At 63.8% G+C, this 18,862-nt stretch carries 17 protein-coding genes; 3 read left to right on the top strand and 14 right to left on the bottom strand.

From position 1 onward, the window contains the following. Positions 1-81: 81 nt before the first annotated feature. The 13 genes from N5D20_RS01375 to N5D20_RS01315 all read right to left on the bottom strand — a co-directional run bounded on the left by N5D20_RS01375 (position 82) and on the right by N5D20_RS01315 (position 12,146). On the bottom strand, positions 82-2,208 hold the full coding sequence (locus N5D20_RS01375; protein ID WP_191863633.1) for a peptidase domain-containing ABC transporter: 2,127 nt from the start codon (positions 2,206-2,208) through the stop codon (positions 82-84). Between the two features lie 54 nt (positions 2,209-2,262). Beyond that, complete coding sequence (locus tag N5D20_RS01370; RefSeq protein WP_141401632.1) at positions 2,263-3,246, bottom strand: hypothetical protein; 984 nt, start codon at positions 3,244-3,246, stop codon at positions 2,263-2,265. A 181-nt stretch (positions 3,247-3,427) separates the two neighbouring features. Further along, positions 3,428-4,423 carry a 2OG-Fe(II) oxygenase gene (locus N5D20_RS01365; protein ID WP_053448419.1) on the bottom strand — a complete coding sequence of 332 codons (996 nt, stop codon included), beginning with the start codon at positions 4,421-4,423 and terminating at the stop codon, positions 3,428-3,430. 83 nt (positions 4,424-4,506) lie between these two features. After that, the gene (locus N5D20_RS01360) at positions 4,507-4,680 is read right to left on the bottom strand and encodes a hypothetical protein (protein WP_154582884.1); all 174 of its coding nucleotides are present in this window, start codon (positions 4,678-4,680) and stop codon (positions 4,507-4,509) included. 92 nt (positions 4,681-4,772) lie between these two features. After that, positions 4,773-5,816: an MvdC/MvdD family ATP grasp protein gene (locus N5D20_RS01355; protein ID WP_053448418.1), complete on the bottom strand. Its 1,044-nt coding sequence runs from the start codon at positions 5,814-5,816 to the stop codon at positions 4,773-4,775. After that, entirely contained in the window at positions 5,813-6,400 is a 588-nt protein-coding gene (locus tag N5D20_RS01350; RefSeq protein WP_191863634.1) for a hypothetical protein, read from the bottom strand. Before N5D20_RS01350 ends, N5D20_RS01355 begins: the two co-directional genes overlap by 4 nt. Next, on the bottom strand, positions 6,397-6,996 hold the full coding sequence (locus N5D20_RS01345) for a DUF6817 domain-containing protein (protein ID WP_191863635.1): 600 nt from the start codon (positions 6,994-6,996) through the stop codon (positions 6,397-6,399). The genes N5D20_RS01350 and N5D20_RS01345 overlap by 4 nt, the downstream gene beginning before the upstream one ends. Then, entirely contained in the window at positions 6,993-7,601 is a 609-nt protein-coding gene (locus tag N5D20_RS01340) for a 2OG-Fe(II) oxygenase (protein WP_141401631.1), read from the bottom strand. The genes N5D20_RS01345 and N5D20_RS01340 overlap by 4 nt, the downstream gene beginning before the upstream one ends. Positions 7,602-7,670: 69 nt before the next feature. Next, the gene (locus N5D20_RS01335) at positions 7,671-8,933 is read right to left on the bottom strand and encodes an HlyD family efflux transporter periplasmic adaptor subunit (RefSeq protein WP_053448414.1); all 1,263 of its coding nucleotides are present in this window, start codon (positions 8,931-8,933) and stop codon (positions 7,671-7,673) included. A 383-nt stretch (positions 8,934-9,316) separates the two neighbouring features. Beyond that, complete coding sequence (locus N5D20_RS01330) at positions 9,317-9,511, bottom strand: hypothetical protein (RefSeq protein ID WP_049398575.1); 195 nt, start codon at positions 9,509-9,511, stop codon at positions 9,317-9,319. A 178-nt stretch (positions 9,512-9,689) separates the two neighbouring features. Further along, positions 9,690-10,478, bottom strand: a complete 789-nt coding sequence (locus N5D20_RS01325) for a DUF6624 domain-containing protein (RefSeq protein ID WP_191863636.1) — start codon at positions 10,476-10,478, stop codon at positions 9,690-9,692. A gap of 79 nt (positions 10,479-10,557) precedes the next feature. Continuing rightward, on the bottom strand, positions 10,558-10,971 hold the full coding sequence (locus N5D20_RS01320) for a hypothetical protein (RefSeq protein ID WP_097048126.1): 414 nt from the start codon (positions 10,969-10,971) through the stop codon (positions 10,558-10,560). Positions 10,972-11,039: 68 nt separating this feature from the next. After that, complete coding sequence (locus N5D20_RS01315) at positions 11,040-12,146, bottom strand: SDR family oxidoreductase (protein ID WP_043397836.1); 1,107 nt, start codon at positions 12,144-12,146, stop codon at positions 11,040-11,042. A 195-nt stretch (positions 12,147-12,341) separates the two neighbouring features. On the opposite strand from N5D20_RS01315, the gene N5D20_RS01310 reads away from it, so the two are divergent. After that, complete coding sequence (locus N5D20_RS01310) at positions 12,342-12,650, top strand: hypothetical protein (RefSeq protein ID WP_057504376.1); 309 nt, start codon at positions 12,342-12,344, stop codon at positions 12,648-12,650. Here the strand turns inward: N5D20_RS01310 and N5D20_RS01305 are convergent. Continuing rightward, entirely contained in the window at positions 12,628-13,683 is a 1,056-nt protein-coding gene (locus N5D20_RS01305; RefSeq protein ID WP_197579500.1) for a DNA topoisomerase IB, read from the bottom strand. The two genes, N5D20_RS01310 and N5D20_RS01305, sit on opposite strands and share 23 nt — an antisense overlap. A 111-nt stretch (positions 13,684-13,794) precedes the next feature. Here N5D20_RS01305 and N5D20_RS01300 point away from each other — a divergent pair, with 111 nt between their 5' ends. After that, entirely contained in the window at positions 13,795-14,184 is a 390-nt protein-coding gene (locus N5D20_RS01300; protein ID WP_029380146.1) for an I78 family peptidase inhibitor, read from the top strand. A gap of 174 nt (positions 14,185-14,358) precedes the next feature. Next, complete coding sequence (gltB, locus tag N5D20_RS01295) at positions 14,359-18,813, top strand: glutamate synthase large subunit (RefSeq protein WP_197579501.1); 4,455 nt, start codon at positions 14,359-14,361, stop codon at positions 18,811-18,813. Positions 18,814-18,862 lie beyond the last annotated feature (49 nt).

The following is an 18,862-nucleotide window of genomic DNA, read 5'->3' as shown; positions in this document are numbered from 1 at the left end:
TGGGCCGACGAACGGTAGCGACGCGACGCTGATGCAAGCCAAATCCAGCATCAAGGGATAACGGGATCCAAAGCCACGTGCTCAGTGGCTCTCCGGTACCTGTCCGGATGATTGCGCAGCCTTCAGCCTGAGATTGCTCGCTCGCACTGGGGTCGCCAGCACGACGTCGGCGTTTTCAACCACCATCACCCGATCTGCCCGCTCTATTGTCTCGGGGCGATGGGCGACAATGATCCGCGTCAGACGAAGTCTATCGACAGCATCATTTACCAGACGCTCATTGGCGACATCAAGATGGCTTGTCGCTTCGTCCAGAAACAGAACGCTGGGCTCACGGTAAAGCGCCCTGGCAAGAATAAGCCGCTGCTTCTGCCCGCCGGACAATGTGCTTCCCATGTCGCCTATCAGGCTGTGATAGCCCATGGGCATGCCCATTACATCGTCATGGATCGCCGCCAGCCGCGCCGCGTGCTCCACACGCTCCTGTTCGGCAGCTCCCTGAAAGAAGGATATGTTCTCTGCAATGCTGCCGGCGAAAAGCTGGTCATCCTGCATTACCGCGCCGATGGCTTCACGCAGGCGCCGAGCGCCAGCGCCGCGCAGCGTCTGTCCACCAATGCGGATACTTCCCTCCGTAGGCTCAAGAAGACCGAGCATGAGCTTCATGAGCGTTGTCTTGCCGCATCCTGATCCACCGATGAGCGCCAACGATTCCCCTGGCTTCACAACAAAACTGCAGTTGCGGAATATCCAGGGCTCACCGTTGCCATAGCGGAAGGAAAGATTCTCAACCTCCACGCCCATCTCACCGGGCAAGGCCGGGGCGATTCCCTCTCCGCAATCCTCGGGCTCGGACAGTACGATGTCCGACAGACGTTCACCATGCAGGCGCAGCATCCGGAACTCAACCCACTTGTCGACGAGATTGCCGACACGCTGCGAAAACTGCTCCCGGTATGCGAGGTAAGCGATCAGCATGCCGACGGTGAACACATTTGACATCGCAAGCAACGCACCGATCCAGATCACGGCGATCCGCTCAATGCCGAACACCAGCTGGTTGATGCTCGTAAAGCCCAGGCCCATCTGGGCCAACCTCAACTCTTCGTTGACGGTGTCAACCATCAGATTCTCGTGGGCAGCACGCCGCTGCGGCTCCTGACCCGCTACCTTCAGGCTCTGTATACCGCGGAGTGACTCGAGCAGATGCGTCTGCTGCCGGGCACCGACCATCAGCTGCTGCTCGGTCCGATTACGGAACTCACGGTAGGACAGAGATCGGGCACCCGCATAGACGGCCACGGCACACAGCGTCACCATCGCCAGTTCCCATGAGTAGATGAGCATCAGCGCGAAGGTCATGATCGCCATGAGACCGTCAATGATGCCCTCCACGAAACTGGTGGTGATGACCGTCCTGATCTCACGGATGGAGCCAAGGCGTGAGGTGATGTCACCAAGGTGACGTTTCTCGAAGAATGCCAACGGCAGACGCATCAGGTGGGCGAAAATATTGTTCGTCCACTGCAATCCGAAATGCGTGGAAAGATAGACCACAGACCAGCCACGCAGCAGGTTGATTGCAACCTGCAGAAGCAGGGCGATGCCAAATCCAATCCCGAGGACGGTGAGCATGTCACGATCCGCCGAGACAAGTGCCTGATCCACCACCCATTGCAGCAGGAATGGCGCCAGCACGACGAAAACCTGCAACGCCAGCGACAGAATCAGAACCTGGGCCAACGAGCGCCACATGCCGCGCACCGCGCCAGTCAATTGCTGCAGGCTGATCGCCGGTGCGCGCTTCACGGGCTTGAGCTCGGCCGTCGGTGTCAGCTCCAGCACAACTCCGGTAAAGTGCTCCGATGCCTCGCGGTAGCTGAGTTTCCGCTCACCGACGGCGGGATCACAAATGACGATCCCTGATGCACGCACCGTTTTCAGAACCACGAAATGGTTCATGTCCCAGTGCAGTATGCACGGAGTCGTCAGCTTCCCCAGTTCTTCGAGTTCGACTCGAATCGCGCGCGCCGAAAAGCCAATCTGCTGGGAGATCTGAACCAGCCGATCCAGACGCAGCCCTTTCAGCGAAAGATTAAACCGCTGGCGCAGCACGGCCAGCCCACCGTGCTGGCCATGGTGGTCAGCCACCATCGCCAATGCGGCCAACCCGCATTCGGCGCTTTCAGACTGCAGGATGACCTTCATGTGCGCAGCCGCTTGGATTGCCGGGAAAGGGGCATGACGGACGACACGATCACGTCAGCTGTCACTGTCGCGGTGCCCAGGGCGCTCAGGCTCCATCGGCGCATCTCCGGAAATCCGGAAGAGCGTCAGTCGTCCCTTGGTCACACCAGCATCGCCGCGCGCCTCGATGTCCGAGAACGAGACCAGGACAGACCCATCCGGCATTCGATGCGCGGAAGGAGCGAATGGATTGTAGGCAAGCCGTTCCGTCAGGAGCTGCTCGGGACCTGCCCTGCCCTGCACATCCACTGCGCGCCTGTACAGATCGAAACTGACGGGAAACCGCGCTGTGGCGCCCTTGTAGGAAGGGTAGACATAGTAGATGTCCACGCCGCCGTCCTGTCGAGGCAGCGCGAACCCGTCGTGGACATCCGGCTTGTTCGGAGACTTTGCTGGCGAAAGCTCCACAGGGCCGGACCAGGTTCTGCAGTCGGGGCTGACGCTGTACAGCGTTGTCATGTAGCCACCTTCGGGCGCCTTCTGATAACTCATGAAGCAGCCATGCTGGCCCAGCGGCACCACGCGCGGATACGCCACGGGTGTCGATGCCGCCCCCTGAAACTCCGATGGTGATCGGGCATTGCGCATCGACATCCAGCGAGGACCGGTTCCCATTCCACGGAATGTCAGATAGAGATCGCCTTCTGCCTGCACCCATCGAGGTGCCTGGACCAGCTGGGTCAGTCCCGGGACATCCGGCAGCCGCTGTGGCGCCCCAAACCCCTGCGGCGTGGCCCGCGCGCGCCAAAGCGTGATATTGCTGAAATCAGCGTCACTGCCTGCAAAGTAGAGCCACGCATCGTTATCGATGTGAACGAGCACCGGAGCATCCTCCAGCACTGAACCAAACGACAGCGGCTCAGGCTGGTCCATGAGGCGACCATCAGAGGACCGGATCTGCATCAGCCGTGATGAGTCCATGTCGCCGCGGAGATACTGCGCATACACCACTTTGAATCCGCCGGCGGGCGCACTCAGTACCGCGATCTGCCGATCCACGCCGTTAGACACTGGAGACCGCCAGGTGCCCGCGGGGCCGACAGGCAGTTCCGTGGCCTTCGGAAGCACCATTGGCTTCGATGACACTGGATGTTGCGCAACCGGAGGCAGGCTTGGAGCAGCATCGGCCAAGGCGGGGGCGACGGCTGCATGGAACAGAAAGAAGACCGCGATCAGGCATCTAATTGGCATCTGAACACCAGATATTGCAGGCATACTTGCTCCCGCGGGTCACCGGTTGGCCCGCATGCAGCGCACCCGGATTGACGCTTCGCTGTTGTCGGCCACGGTTACGGAACATGAGCAGGGCGCCACGAAGAGGGCGCACACTCAGGTCGAAGGCAGGAAAGAGGGTTTCCCCGCCTTCGAACCCATCGTTGAGGTACGCAAGAAGTGTCCATGCGCGCGTGGACTGATCTGGCAGTCCTGCATCCAGGGGAACATCATAGTGTGGGGCGAACTTCTGTCCCATCTCATACCTGACGCACTGGATCGGCTCGAACAACGTGCTCGCACAGCCAAGCAGCTCCGCCGCGCGATCGGTGATGCGGGCACACAGGTCCCCCGAGCAGGCCGCCGATTCACTTGTGCGGCCGCTGGACATGACCTCACTCTGCAAGCTGCCATCCGCACTGACCATGCTCTTGCGGAACGCAGGTGACGCGCTGGCCATGAGTTCCTCGCATTCGTCCACCGTCATGAAATCCTGGATGAGTTGAATCTCAAGATCTGAAAGCAGCGCTGCGTCCCTACCTACGCGGCAAGGCCCACGGACAGCAGCCTCAAGGGTGAGAGCTACGCCTGTCCAGCGCTTGGAAAACGAACTCAGGCCGTCCAACTGCCATCCTAGGCGGCCGCTGTAGTAGACGATCGCATGATCGTCGATGCGGCTCACTACGACGAACTCCTGGCGTGTACCGGACCGCACTTGGGCCAGGGCGGGAAATCGCAGTTGTGCCAATCCGCCGAGGTCGGTGCGAACCGCGACACTGACGATGCCCAGATCACCAAGGATGCCTGCAGCTCGCTGCAGGGAGAAAGTTTCCGTGTACCTGCGGGGTGCGCCCAGCAGCGCGACGTCAGAAGACTGCACTGAGCACCCCGCGAGCCGAGCGGCAACGTCGATGATTGCCAGGTGCGGGCAATGGCCCTTCAGGATGGAATGCTCCAGCTGCATTGCGCTTCAGCTCCGTTCTCCGGAAAAGCGAGGCCGCGACGCCCACCTTGACGGCCAGGCATCGCAGCACTCGCCGTATTCAGTTACTCAAGGACCGGATGCGTGGTTCCGTTGTCACTGGCCGGCGTCGTCTTCACCGGCGGGAGCGTCGGAATTCCATCGCCATCGCCGCCGCCTACCTGCTCCATTTCTTCCTGGGAAAGAATGTGACCAAGCACGCGCGACTCCAGGTCCTTCTTGATATCTTCGTTCTTCATGCCATTTTCTCCTCGATTTTCGACAACAGGAGTGTTGTCGGTGGATCACGCCAGGCGCCTGACGCAATGGGTTGACGTCCCACCTGCCGGGGTCAGGACGTAATCACTGAAGTGCTCTCGATGAATTCCGAATAGGAGATCCGGCGATGCGCATGTCCCATGTCGTATCGCCACTGCAGCGACGGTGCACGGATGAACTCACAGAACATGTCCAGCATCGGCAATCCAGGGCACCACTGTTCGACGAAAAGGAACTGTCCGGCCTGATTGATCTCAAGGAAGATCCAGCGCCCATCGTCCGTAACGAGAAAATCGAACCCCGCCGCCACGAGGCCGAGCGCTTCCATCAGACGATGGCAGCGTTGCTGCAGGTCGAGCGGGACATCCACCACTTCGCAGGTGTCAATCGTGCCCTGGCTGCGCCGCCAGTCGAGACTGCCATCCGTCGGCTGCTCGATACGGATCGCAGCGCACTGGCGGCCGAAAAACTGCGCCCTGACTTCGAAAGCATATTCCACGCGGGCCTGATAGATGCCTGGGGCGGCGCGCAGCAGTGAATCCGCCGGGAGATCTGCTTCGCTGACCTTGGCGGTGTAGGTCGCGCGTCGAGCAGAATCGGACTTCCAGACATGGCCGCGTAGCGGCTTGTAAATGCACTCCGCGTGTTGGGCAAGGAAACCTCGGACATCCTCAGGTGAGCCGCTTATCAACGTGGCCGGAAGCTGGAAGCCAAGCTCGGCCGCGTGCTTCAGCTGATGGATCTTGTTTTCGGCCCGGACAAGGGCATCCAATGGATTCACTGCCGGGACAAGCTCCAGGGATCGATACAACCCCTCGCGCATCAGTTGCGATTCGCCTCGGGCGAACACCTCATCCTCTGGTTGAACGCCAGCGTTCTGCAGCGCCTCAAACGGGCGGCGATGCCACACTGCCGACAGCTGATCAAGGGCTACGGTTTCTCCGTCGATCGCGAGCGTGGCACCACTTTGCGCAGCCCCTACGCGGATGCTGAAGGCCGTTGTCTGGCAGAACCTGTCGCTCGCCAGATGAAACACGGTCGTTCCTTTGCGCCGCAAGCCCCAAACGACGGCCTTGGCGTGTGTATCGTGCGTTCCAGCATTGATGAGAACAGTCATGCTACTGATCGCCTCGTCGGTCCGAGAAATTTCCGTCCATCGAACCGGTTCGCTGCATGCGGCCCGTCTGCATCGACGTAATGCAGGAAGAGCTGGAGCCAGGTTCCCTCTGGCAGGCATTCGCGCCAGTGGGGCAGCTCACGTCCGGAGAACAGGAGCCCATCACCTGGAGCCAGGTCGAACGCCTGCACACCCTCCTGGGTCTCAATCATGATCGGCCAGGGCGCCCGTGTACCTTCGCTGCCAACGGTCAAGGTCAGCGTGTATTCGCAGGATGTGCGGTCAGTGTGTCTGCGCAGCCTCGATTCAGGCGTGTAGAAGCGCAGGAACGAGTAAGTGGCATGCAGCCGCTTTCCTACACAGTCTTCCACCTCAGGCAACAGTTTGGCCAGCAGCACCTCGCCCATGGCGTCGGCATATCGCCCCAGCGACGCGGTTTCTGTTTCCAGCTCATAGTACTTCGGCATGCGCGCATAGCTCTTCGCATACTGGAAGTAGAGATCCATCACTTCTGCCGCCACCAGCTGCTCAAGCCGCGCAAAACGGTCAACTGCAAATTTCCGACGGATGGATGAAGCGTTCAATGGAGTTCCTCCACTGTCGGCCTGCCAGGGGCGGCGGGCGCCTTTCCAGCCGCCGCGTACCCAGCAAGGAGCGAGCGCAGGCCAACGCTCAGCGGAAGGTCTGGATATGCGCTCACCCATGCGGACAGTCGCTTCAGGAACTGCTCGCCGCATCCCTGCTCGATGAGGTTGGCGGATTCGATCTCAAGCAACGCCGCACAGACATCCACGCCCGCACTGAAGCTTTCGCCGCTTGTTCTGTGGCGAATGATGCCGGTACCCAGCGCTTCGAGGAACGCACCGGGCCGATCACTGACGCAGAACAGATACACCAAATGCTCGGCACGTTCGCCCAGCATCCGACCCACCAGCGGCCGATCACTCCACCCAAGACGCTTGAATCCGAACACGTTCGTTCCGTAGATGCTGTGGAACATGCCAGCGATGCATACCGCCTCGTCGCATCCCCACTCCCGCAGAATGCGGCCCGTTCCTTCCAGATGATCCTTCAGCGTTCGCCCCGAGTGCGGCACCTGGTCAGCGCGCAGGAGTGACAGGTACTCCTGCAGCATCTGCAGGGAGGGCCGCTCCGGCATGTTGGCGACGGGCAAGGTCATTGTGCGAGCTGGGTCTTGAACACGACGGTGATGCGCAGCTCGGGACAGTCCCGGCTGGGTGAACGTGCAACGTGTGGCGTGGCGCCCCGGAACACCACCAGGCGCCCAGGTCGCGGGTAGACAGCATGGGTGATGTCACCCGTCTCCGGCACCACGAAAGCTGTCTCGCCCGACCAGTTGGGATGCCAGATTCCGTGGGCGTAGTAGACGACAGTGAAGTAATTTTCCTTGTCTGCATTGTCTGTATGAACATAGCCCTCCACGCCGTAGGTATGGGCATTGGCGTACACACGAAGGGGTTCATGGCCGGCCAGCACCGTCTGCGACAGGCACTCCCACAGCTCGTGGATCGGTCGTGCAGCTTCGTTTGCAGCAAGTTCGGCCAGGCACCCCTGACGGCTTTCCTTGTCGCCTCCGGCAAAATGCGCATGCCAGAAGCTGAAGCGGTCTTCAGACTTGACCGACTTCCATCCATACGCCCAGATGGGTTTACGGACCAGTCGCAGGATGTCGCGCCGAAGTTCGTCTGGTACCAGGTCATCGACAACATCGACATCGCCCAGATCCGGTACGCTCCCAAGCCTTTCCCGCTGCTCTAGTTCCATCGCTGCTTCCTCTGCGTGTCCGCCCGTTCGGTTTCAACGGCAGGACGGGTTGAGTGGAGGTGACCTTCTCTAGAAGATCCGTTTGCTTCGTGCGACCAGTGGCGCAAAGATCCATTCGGCCAAGCTGCTGCGCTCGCCAAGGATGTCAGCTTCAAGTGTCATGCCGGGCTTGAGTCGCTCGATGCGACCGTAAGCGTCCATCTCCTGACTGGAGAGTGCGACGGTGACCCTGTACATCGGTTCGCCTTGGATCGTCGAGCCGGGCATCAGCATTTCCAGCTCTGTCCCAGTAAGCGCGCTGCGGCTGACGCGCTGCACTGTTCCCTCATGGTGACCGAATTTCTGATAGGGGTACGCCTGGTAACGCAGCAGTACGCGATCGCCGGGATCAATGAAGCCGATGACACGACTGGGCACCAGCAGGCCAGCTTCCAGACGGCCGTCTTGCGGCAGGATACTCAGCAGAGGTTGGCCCATGGTCACCGACTGGCCCGGCTTCAGCACCTGCGTGACAACCGTTCCATCCACCGGCGCGGTAAGCACCAGCTCACCTCGTGCGAGCAGCTCGACGTGTTCCTGTTCAAGTTGGGCCAATGCGCCCCGCAGACCGGCTCTGGTGGCTTCACGCTTTTGCGGCAGCGAGCGCATGGCCTCCTGCAACTGCGCTATGAGTCGTTGTGTTGTGATTGCCTGGCGCTGCAGGGCCTGCACACTGGCATGCTGTTCAAGCGCCAGTGTCTGCTGCTGCTTGATCTGCAGTTCGCTTACGTAACTGCCTTCGCGCAGTCTCTCCAGCCGCGAGAGTGTCTCTTCGGCCAGTACGACCTGCCTGCTTCTTGTCTGGATTTCCTCCTTGAACTGCGCCAGCTCGCGTTGCGCCGCAGCCACCTGCGCAATGAGACCGTCACTTTGTGCATCGAGCTGGGATTGATCCGCAGCCTGCACATCCTTCAATCCCTGGACCCGCTCGCGGATGCGCTTCTCCAATGCGGCGGAGGTATCACCTTCGCCAACCGTTGCCCTTGGCACGGTGAGCACGGCAACCACCTGACCTGCACGCACATTCTCTCCCTCACTGACCTTGAGAAGAGAGACGACACCGCTTGCGGGTGCCATGACAGTGGACATGCCTTCGACAGGGACAAGCTGTCCCATGGCCCGGGCACGCTTTGTATAACTGCCAAGTGCAATGAAGAGAATGACGGAAACAGCTGAGCAGGCAGCGAAGGCGGTAAACAGCCAAAGCGGAATCGGCTGCACCATGTTGATGCGGCCCAGCCAACGATTTCCCTTCGCCTGCATCACTTCCCTGCGAAAAAGATGTCGTGACATCGGGGCATCCTTTCCCGTTGCGTTGGGCCTTTTTATCGATCATCGAGCGCATCACGTCAACACTTGAGTGAAGGCAATTGCGACATCGATAACCTCGTCACATTTCGCGTGTTCATGAAAATGATCCAATGCATTCACTCCTTCTGTGTGTGAATTTGCGGATTCCGCGTGTCCGCGCGATCACGTTCTCCACATCAAAAGTGCGCATTGCGCTGCGAGTATTTCGCAACAGCGCCCTGAACATCTGCAAGCAAGCAGGCGCGCCCGGCCGCCACCTCCAGCCACATGTCTGCCAAGGAATCCCCTCGAAACTTCAATTCGATGCTGCAGATCAACTGGATACTTCAACACTGGAAGCCCAGGATGTTGGCGCAACATTTCAATCAAGGACGACTGGCGTTGGCACTATCGAGCATCGCCTGATAAGGGCCAAGCGCCATCTGCGATCGACGCTTGTCCAGACCGTCAAGATCGGACGTAGGCTGCAGCACGTACACGCCGTTCTGAAGGGTCATCTGCGTGCCGTACAGTTGCGGCTCGCCTTCTGCCAGGGGAAACCCGGTCAGCCAGCATTGCATACTGGCGTCGCGACATGCCGCGTGACTCCATCAATGGTTTGGCCAGCTCCAACGCACGCCTCTGGAACGCTGGATCCTCATCCGCGTGCTGGACCAGGAGGAAGGCCCTAGAGACACCATCAATGCCCGCCATGTCCCGCGTCGGAAAGCCTACGCCTTCGAATACCTGCTTGATCCTTCACAGGCCTTCTCGATCGGAGGCAGCGATCTCCTCCTTGAGCAGCTCGACCTTTGCTGAAACGCCCTTGCTGCGGGCAGCGCTTAGCGCTGCCCGCAAGGATTGATCGGGCTGGATCAGCTCACCGAGCAGCGTCCGGATGTCGGGCCAGGTGTACGTCGCCGGTGGCTGTGACAAGGTCACTTCGTAATCGATGCCGCCCGAGGCCAGGTCCTCCTCCAGGCTGGGCAGACCGTAGAAGTCACGGAAGAACAGCAGGGAGCCCAACGAGGCTACTGGCGGATCAACCGTAGCCACATCATCGAGCCGCTGCTGCAGGGTGCCGTACAGTTGGCTGGAATTGTGGGAAGCATGGATACGATCCGCAAGCCGTGCATAGATTGCAGGACGGATGTCATCGCCGACTTGCTGATCAAGAACGCGAAGCATGTACTTCTGGAACTCGCAATCCAGGCCAGAGCGCTCCAGCAGCTTGGCGGCCGCATCAATCAGGGCTGGCCCCGAGGTGCGATAGGTGGGCCAGCCCTGCTCGACCAGCACCGCCTTGAATGCATCCAGTTCATCGCGAAGCAGCATTCGGCCATCAGAGTTTCTCTGGAGCTCCAGTATCTGGTCGCGTGAGTGCTCCGGGTAAGGGCTTTTTCCATCAAGGCCGATGTCAAAAGTGCTTGCTTCCATGCAGAAGGGTGCGAAAGCCAGCAGTAGCGCAAGGACACTGGCCAAGCGACTGAAGGGTCTGCCGAGGCTGATCATCGTGCAGGGAGTGCGAACTCCGTTGTGATCTTCCATGTGGCGTTTCTGCCCGGTGGGCCGAGTATGCAGCTCCCACGCGCCAACCGCAGCGGTTCATTCCGCGCATCGCCGATCTTTACGCATCTGCTGCAACAGCGCCCTGAACACCTGCAAGCACGCGCGCCCGGTCGGCCACCCCAGCAACATGCAACACCCGAGTGTGCGGCAGCTCCAGCGTAGAGTGCTGGGCAATGGCGCAGAACGCCGACACCTCCGCCAGGGTGTCGCGATCATGCCAGGTGGTCATCACGAAGTCGGCGCACTCGACCTCCGGCGATGCCATGTCCACCGCATCATCCCAACCGCTGCACTCGATGCCCCAGGCCATCATGTAGCGGCAACCGCTGCGCACCAGCCAATCGCTCATCGGCGCCTGCCAGTCCGCCTCCACGGCGGCTTCGACAGCAACAATGGCCCGGCAAGGGGAGCAGGCCCGTTCGGGCGGTGTGGCGCCCGGCGGCAGCCACAGGTATTCAGCGGTGCCGTCCATGCCCACCCCATCCTCTGTTCGCATGCGCCGAGGATAGCTGCCGGCCAGCGGCCGGCACCGCCGCCGCGTCAGCCGCGCGGACCGCCCATCACCGGCAGGATCACCCCGCTGATGTAACTGGCACAGACCGGCGAAGCCAGGAACACATAGGCGGGCGACAGTTCTTCGGGTTGTGCGGGCCGCCCCATGTCACTGTCCTTGCCGAACTCCGCAACATCTTCGGCCTGCTTGTCGGCGGGGTTCAACGGCGTCCACACCGGCCCCGGCGCCACGCAGTTGACCCGGATGCCACGTGGCAGCAGCTGGCTGGCCAGCGCCTTGGTGAACGCATGGATCGCGCCCTTGGTGGCCGAGTAGTCGATCAGCGCCTTGCTGCCGAAGATTCCCGTTTCCGATCCTGTGTTGATGATGCTGGCACCCTCGCCCAGGTGCGGCAGCACCGCGCGCGCCATCTGGATGTAACCGCCGATGTTGGTCTGCAGGGTTTCCTGCAGATGCGCGTCTTCCAGGTCTTCCAGCCGCTCGCAATGCAGCTGGAACGCGGCGTTGTTGACCAGGATGTCGATGCCGCCGAACGCCTTGGCCACCTGCTTGACCGCCTTGTTGCAGAAGCGCGGATCGCGCACGTCACCGGCGATCACCACGCAGCGACCGCCTTCGCGCTCCACGTGCTGGCGGGTGATGTCCGCGTCCTCGGCCTCGTCCAAATGCAGTACCGCCACATCGGCGCCTTCGCGTGCGAACAGTACTGCCACCGCACGGCCGATACCAGAATCGCCACCGGTGATGATCGCGCGCATGCCCTGCAGCTTGCCGCTGCCGGCGTAGTCCGGTGCAAGGAAACGCGGCGCCAGCTCCAGTTCGTGTTCATGCCCAGGCTTGGCCAGCTGCTGCGCCGGCATCGCCTCCGGTTGCCGGCGCGCACCGGCCTGGGTCGCGGTCTTCTTCGTTGCTTTTTTTGCCGCGCGCACGTCCTTGGCCTTCTCCTGGTCCTGCAGGCGCCGCTGCCGGGCCGCGACGCGCGCTGCGCGTGGATCGCTGGCGGCCGCCTTACGGGTGGCGGTCTTCACCACGCGCGGGCGATCGGGGGCGGCGACAGTCTTGCTTGCGGTGCTGCCTTTGCGCACCTTGGGCGAGGCTTTGCGACGGACGGGGGCTTTCTTGGTGGTGGCCATGCAGGTCTCCTCGGGAGGGAAAGGGGCTGCCGGCCAGCGGCCGGCACTACCGGGGGCGGCCCTTGCCGCTCCTGCAGTGTCTCCACCCACGCTGTTGGCGGCGGTGAGCGCGCCGTGTCCACGATGTGCACGGCATTCATTCCGCCACCACGTCTGACGTCGCACCCTGCACGCAATCAAACAAGGAACGCCTCCATGAAACTTGCCATCGCCACCGCCGCCGCCTGCTTTGCCCTTGCCGCCTGCAGCAGCACGCCAATGGCGCAGGTGCAGCCGATCGACGGCGTCATTTCCGGGCAGTGCCACAGCGACATGGTGCGCGGCGCACTCGGCCTGGCCGCTTCGGACGCCACCGTGGCCCGCGCACGCGTGGACAGCGACAGCCTGCACGTGCGGGTGCTGCGCCACGACGGCCCGCGGGTGCCACCGGCGCACGAAGGCGGCGACCGCCTGACCATCGAAAAGGGCCGCACCAACAACATCACCGCAATCTACTGCGGCTGAGCCTGCGCGCCCTGCGCAGCACGCGCAGGGTGGCCTGTTCCCACTGGCGCGGCCCGCGCAGGCCGGCCAGCGTGGCCAGTTCGCCGCGTTCCCAGCCGGCGAACACGCACGGGTCGATGTAGGCCTTGCGGCACACCGCCGGCGTGTTGCCCAGCAGCGCTGCCACCTCGCACACCACCGCGCGCTGCGCCTGCGCCAGCGCGCGCTGGCTGGCCGGTTCCGGCAGCTCGGTCGCGGCAAACGCCTGCACCGCCGCCACCGTGCCGCCCCAGGTGCGGAAGTCCTTGGCAGTGAAGTCCTCGCCCATCACCTCGCGCAGGTAGTCGTTCACCGCGCCGGAATCCACCGGCTGCAGCGCACCGTCGTCATCGCGGTACTGGAACAGCGCCTGCCCCGGCAGCTGCTGCAGGCGCCGCACCAGCAGCCCCAGCCTGCGGTCGCCCACGGTCACCTCCTGCAGCTGCCCCGACTTGCCGCGGAAGCGCATGCGCACCCGGCCACCGCGCAGCAGTTCCAGATGGCGGTTGCGCAGTGTGGTCAGTCCGAACGAACGGTTCTGTTGTGCATAGGTTTCATTGCCGACCCGCACCAGGGTATCCGCCAACAGCGCGACCACCATGGCCAGCACCTTTTCCTGCGGAAACCCAGGCCGCTTGAGATCCCGTGACAACCGCCGCCGCAGCGCGGGCAACGCCTCGCCAAACGCAATGATGCGGTCGAACTTGCCGGCATCCCGCTCTTTGGCCCAGTCAGCGTGGTAGCGGTACTGCTTGCGCCCGCGCGCATCGCGGCCGGTGGCCTGCAGGTGGCCGTTGGCGTGGGCACAGATCCACACGGCGGTGTAGGCGGGCGGAACCGCCAGCGCACGGATGCGCTGCAGGGTGGTGGCGTCGCGTATCGCGTGGCCATCAGCATCGCGGTAGCTGAAACCCTTGCCGGCGCGGCGCCGGCTGATGCCCGGCTGGGTGTCGTCGACATAGCGCAGGCCGGCCGCGCGCGCGGCCTGTCGCTCGGGGGTGGAGGGAGTTGGCATGCCTGTAGTGTCGCTGTCGCCATGCCGCGATCCTGTCGATAACACAAGACAAACACGTGAGGGCCGGTTCGCCGCTATGCTCGGGTCTTCACAACCCCTTCCGGAGTCATGATGTCGTTCCCGATTCGCGCCCGTTCGCTCTCCGCCCTGTTGCTGCCGGCCGTGCTGGCCCTGACCGCCTGCCAGGCACCGGCGCTGGATGAACAGGATTCGGCCACGGCCCATGCCCAGCAGGCCGCCGAAGCCGCCAAGGCGCCGGCCGACGAAGCCGGCAAGGCCACCGAGGCGCCGCCGGTCGGTACCTGCGATGCCAGCCAGGTGCAGAGCCTGGTCGGCCAGGCCTACACCGATGCACTGGGCAAACAGGCACAGGAAGATGCAGGTGCCAGCCAGGTGCGCGTACTGAAGCCCAACGACGTGGCCACGATGGAGTTCCTCGGCGACCGCCTGAACATCGAAGTGGACGCCAAGGGCGCCGTCAGCGGCGCGCGCTGCGGCTGACTCCGGCCCCGCGCCGGCACTGGGTTGCCGGCGCGTTCTGTTGCACCTGCAACCGTGTATTGCGGCGTTGCAGCAACCTGTGATCTAGTCGAGGCATCCGGTGGCCTCACGATGCGCTCCAGGGAATGAGCGGGGACGAGTGTCGCCGCCAACCCTATACGCATCGAGGTAGAGATGGCCCCCCGCAACCGCCAAGGGCTTTACGACCCGCGCTCCGAGCGCGATGCCTGTGGATTTGGCATGGTCGCCCAGCTCGACGATCAACCATCGCGCCTGTTGGTTGACACCGCCATCGCCGCGCTTTCGCGCATGACCCACCGTGGCGGTGTCGCCGCCGATGGCCTGACCGGTGATGGCTGTGGCCTGCTGCTGCGCCGCCCCGATGCCTTCCTGAAACTGCTGGCCAGCGAAGCCGACATCGCGGTCTCCGCACGCTTCGCCGCCGGCCTGGTGTTCCTGCCGCACGACGCCGACGCTGCGCAGGCCTGCCGCGCGCAGCTGCAGGCGCAGGTGGAAGCGGTGGGCTGCAAGGTCGCCGGCTGGCGCGAGGTGCCTACCGACGACAGCGTCTGCGGCCAACTGGCACGCGACACGCTGCCGCGCATCGAACAGGTGTTCGTCGACGCCGGCGTCGGCCAGGATGATGCCGGCTTCGCACTGGCCCTGTTCCTGGCCCGTCGCCGCAGCGAGCAGCTGCTGCGCGAACACGCTGACTTCTACGTCACCACCCTCACCCCGGATGCGATCAGCTACAAGGGCATGGTGCTGCCGGACAAGCTCAGCCGCTTCTTCCCGGACCTGCAACGCCGCGAACTGGCCTCCAGCGCCATCGTGTTCCACCAGCGCTTCTCCACCAACACGCTGCCGCGCTGGCCGCTGGCCCACCCGTTCCGCATGCTCGCCCACAACGGCGAGATCAACACCATCGAAGGCAACCGTCGCTGGGCGCAGGCGCGCAGCAAGGTGTGGAAGACGCCCCGCTTCGACATCGCCGAGTTCGATCCAGTGATCTCCATGCACGGTTCGGATTCGCAGAGCCTGGACAACATGCTGGAGCTGATGGTCGCCGGGGGCATGGAGCTGATCCAGGCGCTGCGCATCCTGGTGCCGCCGGCCACGCAGTCGCTGGAATTCAAGGACCCGGATCTGGCGGCCTTCTACGAGTTTCACGGCCTGAACAGCGAACCGTGGGACGGCCCGGCCGGCATCGTCGCCTGCGACAGCCGCTACGCCGTGTGCACCCTCGACCGCAACGGCCTGCGCCCGGCGCGCTGGATGCTGACCGCCGACCGCCACTTCCTGGTCGCCTCCGAAGCCGGCGTGTGGGAAGTGCCGACCGAACGCGTGGTGCGCAAGGGCAAGCTCGGCCCAGGCGAAATGGTGGCCATCGACCTCAAGCGTGGTGACCTGCTCGACTCCGACGCGGTCGACCGCATCAACCGTGGTCGCGCGCCGTACAAGCAGTGGCTGCAGCAGGGCGTGACCTACCTGCAGACCGAACTGATCGACCCCTCGCTGGTGGAAGAACCCTTCGACGAAGGTACCCTGCGCAGCTACCACAAGCTGTACCAGCTCAGCAGCGAGGAAGTGGAGCAGGTGCTGCGGCCGCTGGCCGAGACCGAGCAGGAAGCCACCGGCTCGATGGGCGACGACACACCAATGGCGGTGCTGAGCCAGCGCAGTCGCCCGCTGTACGACTATTTCCGCCAGGCCTTCGCGCAGGTCACCAACCCGCCGATCGACCCGCTGCGCGAAGACTGCGCGATGTCGCTGTCCACCCAGCTCGGCAAGGAGACCAACATCTTCCATGCCGGCCCGGAGACGGTGAACCACGTCATCCTCAATTCGCCGGTGCTCAGCCAGCGCAAGCTGCGCCAGCTGCTGAAGATGGACCAGTACGTGCAGGCCAATCGCCTGCTCGACCTGTCCTACAGCGAAGACGAGGGCCTGCGCGCTGGCATCGAGCGCATCTGCAGCGAAGCCGAACAGGCCGCGCGCGATGGCATGGTGATGCTGCTGCTGTCCGACCGCTACCCGGTGGCCGGGCGGCCGATGGTGCATGCGCTGCTGGCCACCAGTGCCATCCACCACCACCTCTCGCGGCTGGGCCTGCGCTGCGACGTAAACCTCATCGTCGAGACCGGCACCGCGCGCGACCCGCACCACATGGCCTGCCTGCTCGGCTTCGGCGCCACGGCGGTGTATCCGTACCTGGCCTACCAGACCCTGTTCGACCTGGGTCGCCGCGGCATCCTCAAGCTGAGCAAGGGCGGTGAGCAGTCGCAGATCGGCCGCCGCTACCGCAAGGGCGTGTACAAGGGCCTGTCGAAGATCATCTCGAAGATGGGCATCTGTACCGTGGCCAGCTACCGCGGCGCGCAGCTGTTCGAGATCATCGGCCTGGAGCCGGAGGTGGTGGACCTGTGCTTCCCGGATACCGCCTCGCGCATCGGCGGCGCCGGCTTCGCACGCCTGGATGCCGACGCGCGCGAGCTGTGCGCGCAGGCCTGGGACGCACAGCAGGACGTGGATGTTGGCGGCCTGCTGAAGTACGTGCACGGCGGCGAGTACCACATGTACAACCCGGATGTGGTGACCACCCTGCAGCGCGCGGCGCGCAGCGGTGACCCGCGTGCGTGGCAGCAGTACTGCGATGCCGTGCATGCGCGGCCGCCGTCGGCGCTGCGCGACCTGCTGGAACTGGTACCGGCGGCCACGCCCGTGCCGCTGGACGAGGTCGCCCCGGCCAGTACCCTGTTCCCGCGCTTCGATACTGCTGCGATCAGCCTGGGCGCACTGTCGCCGGAAGCGCACGAGGCGCTGGCCATTGCCATGAACCGCCTCGGTGGCCGCAGCAATTCCGGCGAAGGCGGTGAGGATCCCGCCCGCTATGGCACCGCAAAGCGCAGCAAGATCAAGCAGGTGGCCTCGGGCCGCTTCGGTGTCACCGCTGAGTACCTGGTCAACGCCGAGGTGCTGCAGATCAAGGTCGCGCAGGGCGCCAAGCCCGGCGAAGGCGGCCAGCTGCCCGGCCACAAGGTCAACGAGCTGATCGCCCGCCTGCGCTACGCGCGCCCGGGCATCGGCCTGATCTCGCCGCCGCCGCACCACGACATCTATTCGATCGAAGACCTGGCCCAGCTGATCTACGACCTCAAGCAGGTCAACCCGACCGCGCTGGTGTCGGTAAAGCTGGTCAGCCATGCCGGTGTGGGTACGATTGCCGCTGGCGTGGTCAAGGCCGGTGCGGACCTGATCACCATCTCCGGCCATGACGGCGGCACCGGTGCCTCGCCGGTCAGCTCGATCCGCTATGCAGGTGTACCGTGGGAGCTGGGCGTGGCCGAAGCGCACCAGGCGCTGCTGGCCAACGACCTGCGCGGGCGTACCCTGCTGCAGACCGATGGCGGCCTGAAGACCGGCCTGGACGTGGTCAAGGCCGCGCTGCTGGGCGCGGACAGCTTCGGCTTCGGCACCGCGCCGATGATCGTGCTGGGCTGCAAGTACCTGCGCATCTGCCACCTCAACAACTGCGCCACCGGCGTGGCCACCCAGGACGAGCGCCTGCGCGAGAACCACTTCACCGGCCAGCCCGAGCGCGTGGAGAACTTCTTCCGCCTGTTGGCCGAGGAAGTGCGCGGTTGGCTGTCGTTCCTGGGTGCGCGTTCGCTGGAAGATATCGTGGGCCGCACCGACCTGCTGCGGCAGATCGAAACGGCACCCCGTGACGGCGTGCGCGTGGACCTGTCACGCCTGCTGGCCGACAGCCGCTACGAGGGCAGCCACTGCGCCGCGCAGCGCCTGTACGAATCGCCGGACAGCCTGGCCACGCAGATGGATGGCCTGCTGGCGCCGGCCATCGAGCACAAGCGTGGTGGCGAGCACCGCTTCCTGATCCACAACACCGACCGCAGCATCGGCACCCGCCTGGCCGGTGCAGTGGCGCGCGCGCACGGCAACCAGGGCATGGCCGAGGCACCGCTGGAACTGCGCTTCCGCGGCAGCGCCGGGCAGAGTTTTGGTGCCTTCAATGTCGGTGGCCTGCACCTGGAAGTGGAGGGTGAAGCCAACGACTACGTCGGCAAGGGCATGGCCGGTGGCCGCCTGGTGGTGCGTCCGCCACGTGGCGCCCGCTTCGAGGCACGCAGCACCGCGATCATCGGCAACACCTGCCTGTATGGCGCCACCGGTGGCGAGCTGTTCGCCGCGGGTCGCGCGGGCGAGCGTTTCGCGGTGCGCAACTCCGGCGCGCTGGCGGTGGTCGAGGGTGCCGGTGATCACTGCTGCGAGTACATGACCGACGGCGTGGTGCTGGTGCTGGGCAAGGTCGGCCTGAACTTCGGTGCCGGCTTCACCGGTGGCCTGGCCTACGTGCTGGACGTGGACCGCGATTTCGTCGATCGCTACAACCACGAACTGATCGACATCCATCGCGTCTCCGCCGAAGGCTTCGAGAACTACCGCCAGCACCTGCACCGCCTGATCGGCCGCCACCGCGAGCTGACCGGCAGCATCTGGGCGCAGCAGATCCTGGACGAGTTCCGCGATTACATCGGCAAGTTCTGGCTGGTCAAACCCAAGGCCGCCAGCATCGAGTCGCTGACTGAAACCCTGCGACGCGCCGCGTGATGTCTTCCGGTAGTGCCGGCCGCTGGCCGGCAACGTTCCCCCTCGCATT

The organism is Stenotrophomonas sp. GD03877 (assembly GCF_029840555.1).
GTDB classification, from domain to species: Bacteria; Pseudomonadota; Gammaproteobacteria; order Xanthomonadales; family Xanthomonadaceae; genus Stenotrophomonas; species Stenotrophomonas geniculata.
Note: the sequence above shows the minus strand (reverse complement) of the source record. Positions and strands in the feature narration are given on the sequence as shown.

What these genes read in the sequence shown, in the direction of transcription:
- N5D20_RS01360 (WP_154582884.1), bottom strand. Translation starts at nt 4,680, where the DNA reads ATGAAGAACGAAGATATCAAGAAGGACCTGGAGTCGCGCGTGCTTGGT.
- N5D20_RS01315 (WP_043397836.1), bottom strand. Translation starts at nt 12,146, where the DNA reads ATGGCCACCACCAAGAAAGCCCCCGTCCGTCGCAAAGCCTCGCCCAAG.
- N5D20_RS01345 (WP_191863635.1), bottom strand. Translation starts at nt 6,996, where the DNA reads ATGACCTTGCCCGTCGCCAACATGCCGGAGCGGCCCTCCCTGCAGATG.
- N5D20_RS01375 (WP_191863633.1), bottom strand. Translation starts at nt 2,208, where the DNA reads ATGAAGGTCATCCTGCAGTCTGAAAGCGCCGAATGCGGGTTGGCCGCA.
- N5D20_RS01335 (WP_053448414.1), bottom strand. Translation starts at nt 8,933, where the DNA reads ATGTCACGACATCTTTTTCGCAGGGAAGTGATGCAGGCGAAGGGAAAT.
- N5D20_RS01310 (WP_057504376.1), top strand. Translation starts at nt 12,342, where the DNA reads ATGAAACTTGCCATCGCCACCGCCGCCGCCTGCTTTGCCCTTGCCGCC.
- N5D20_RS01330 (WP_049398575.1), bottom strand. Translation starts at nt 9,511, where the DNA reads ATGCAATGCTGGCTGACCGGGTTTCCCCTGGCAGAAGGCGAGCCGCAA.
- N5D20_RS01355 (WP_053448418.1), bottom strand. Translation starts at nt 5,816, where the DNA reads ATGACTGTTCTCATCAATGCTGGAACGCACGATACACACGCCAAGGCC.
- gltB (WP_197579501.1), top strand. Translation starts at nt 14,359, where the DNA reads ATGGCCCCCCGCAACCGCCAAGGGCTTTACGACCCGCGCTCCGAGCGC.
- N5D20_RS01305 (WP_197579500.1), bottom strand. Translation starts at nt 13,683, where the DNA reads ATGCCAACTCCCTCCACCCCCGAGCGACAGGCCGCGCGCGCGGCCGGC.
- N5D20_RS01365 (WP_053448419.1), bottom strand. Translation starts at nt 4,423, where the DNA reads ATGCAGCTGGAGCATTCCATCCTGAAGGGCCATTGCCCGCACCTGGCA.
- N5D20_RS01340 (WP_141401631.1), bottom strand. Translation starts at nt 7,601, where the DNA reads ATGGAACTAGAGCAGCGGGAAAGGCTTGGGAGCGTACCGGATCTGGGC.
- N5D20_RS01325 (WP_191863636.1), bottom strand. Translation starts at nt 10,478, where the DNA reads ATGGAAGATCACAACGGAGTTCGCACTCCCTGCACGATGATCAGCCTC.
- N5D20_RS01320 (WP_097048126.1), bottom strand. Translation starts at nt 10,971, where the DNA reads ATGGACGGCACCGCTGAATACCTGTGGCTGCCGCCGGGCGCCACACCG.
- N5D20_RS01300 (WP_029380146.1), top strand. Translation starts at nt 13,795, where the DNA reads ATGTCGTTCCCGATTCGCGCCCGTTCGCTCTCCGCCCTGTTGCTGCCG.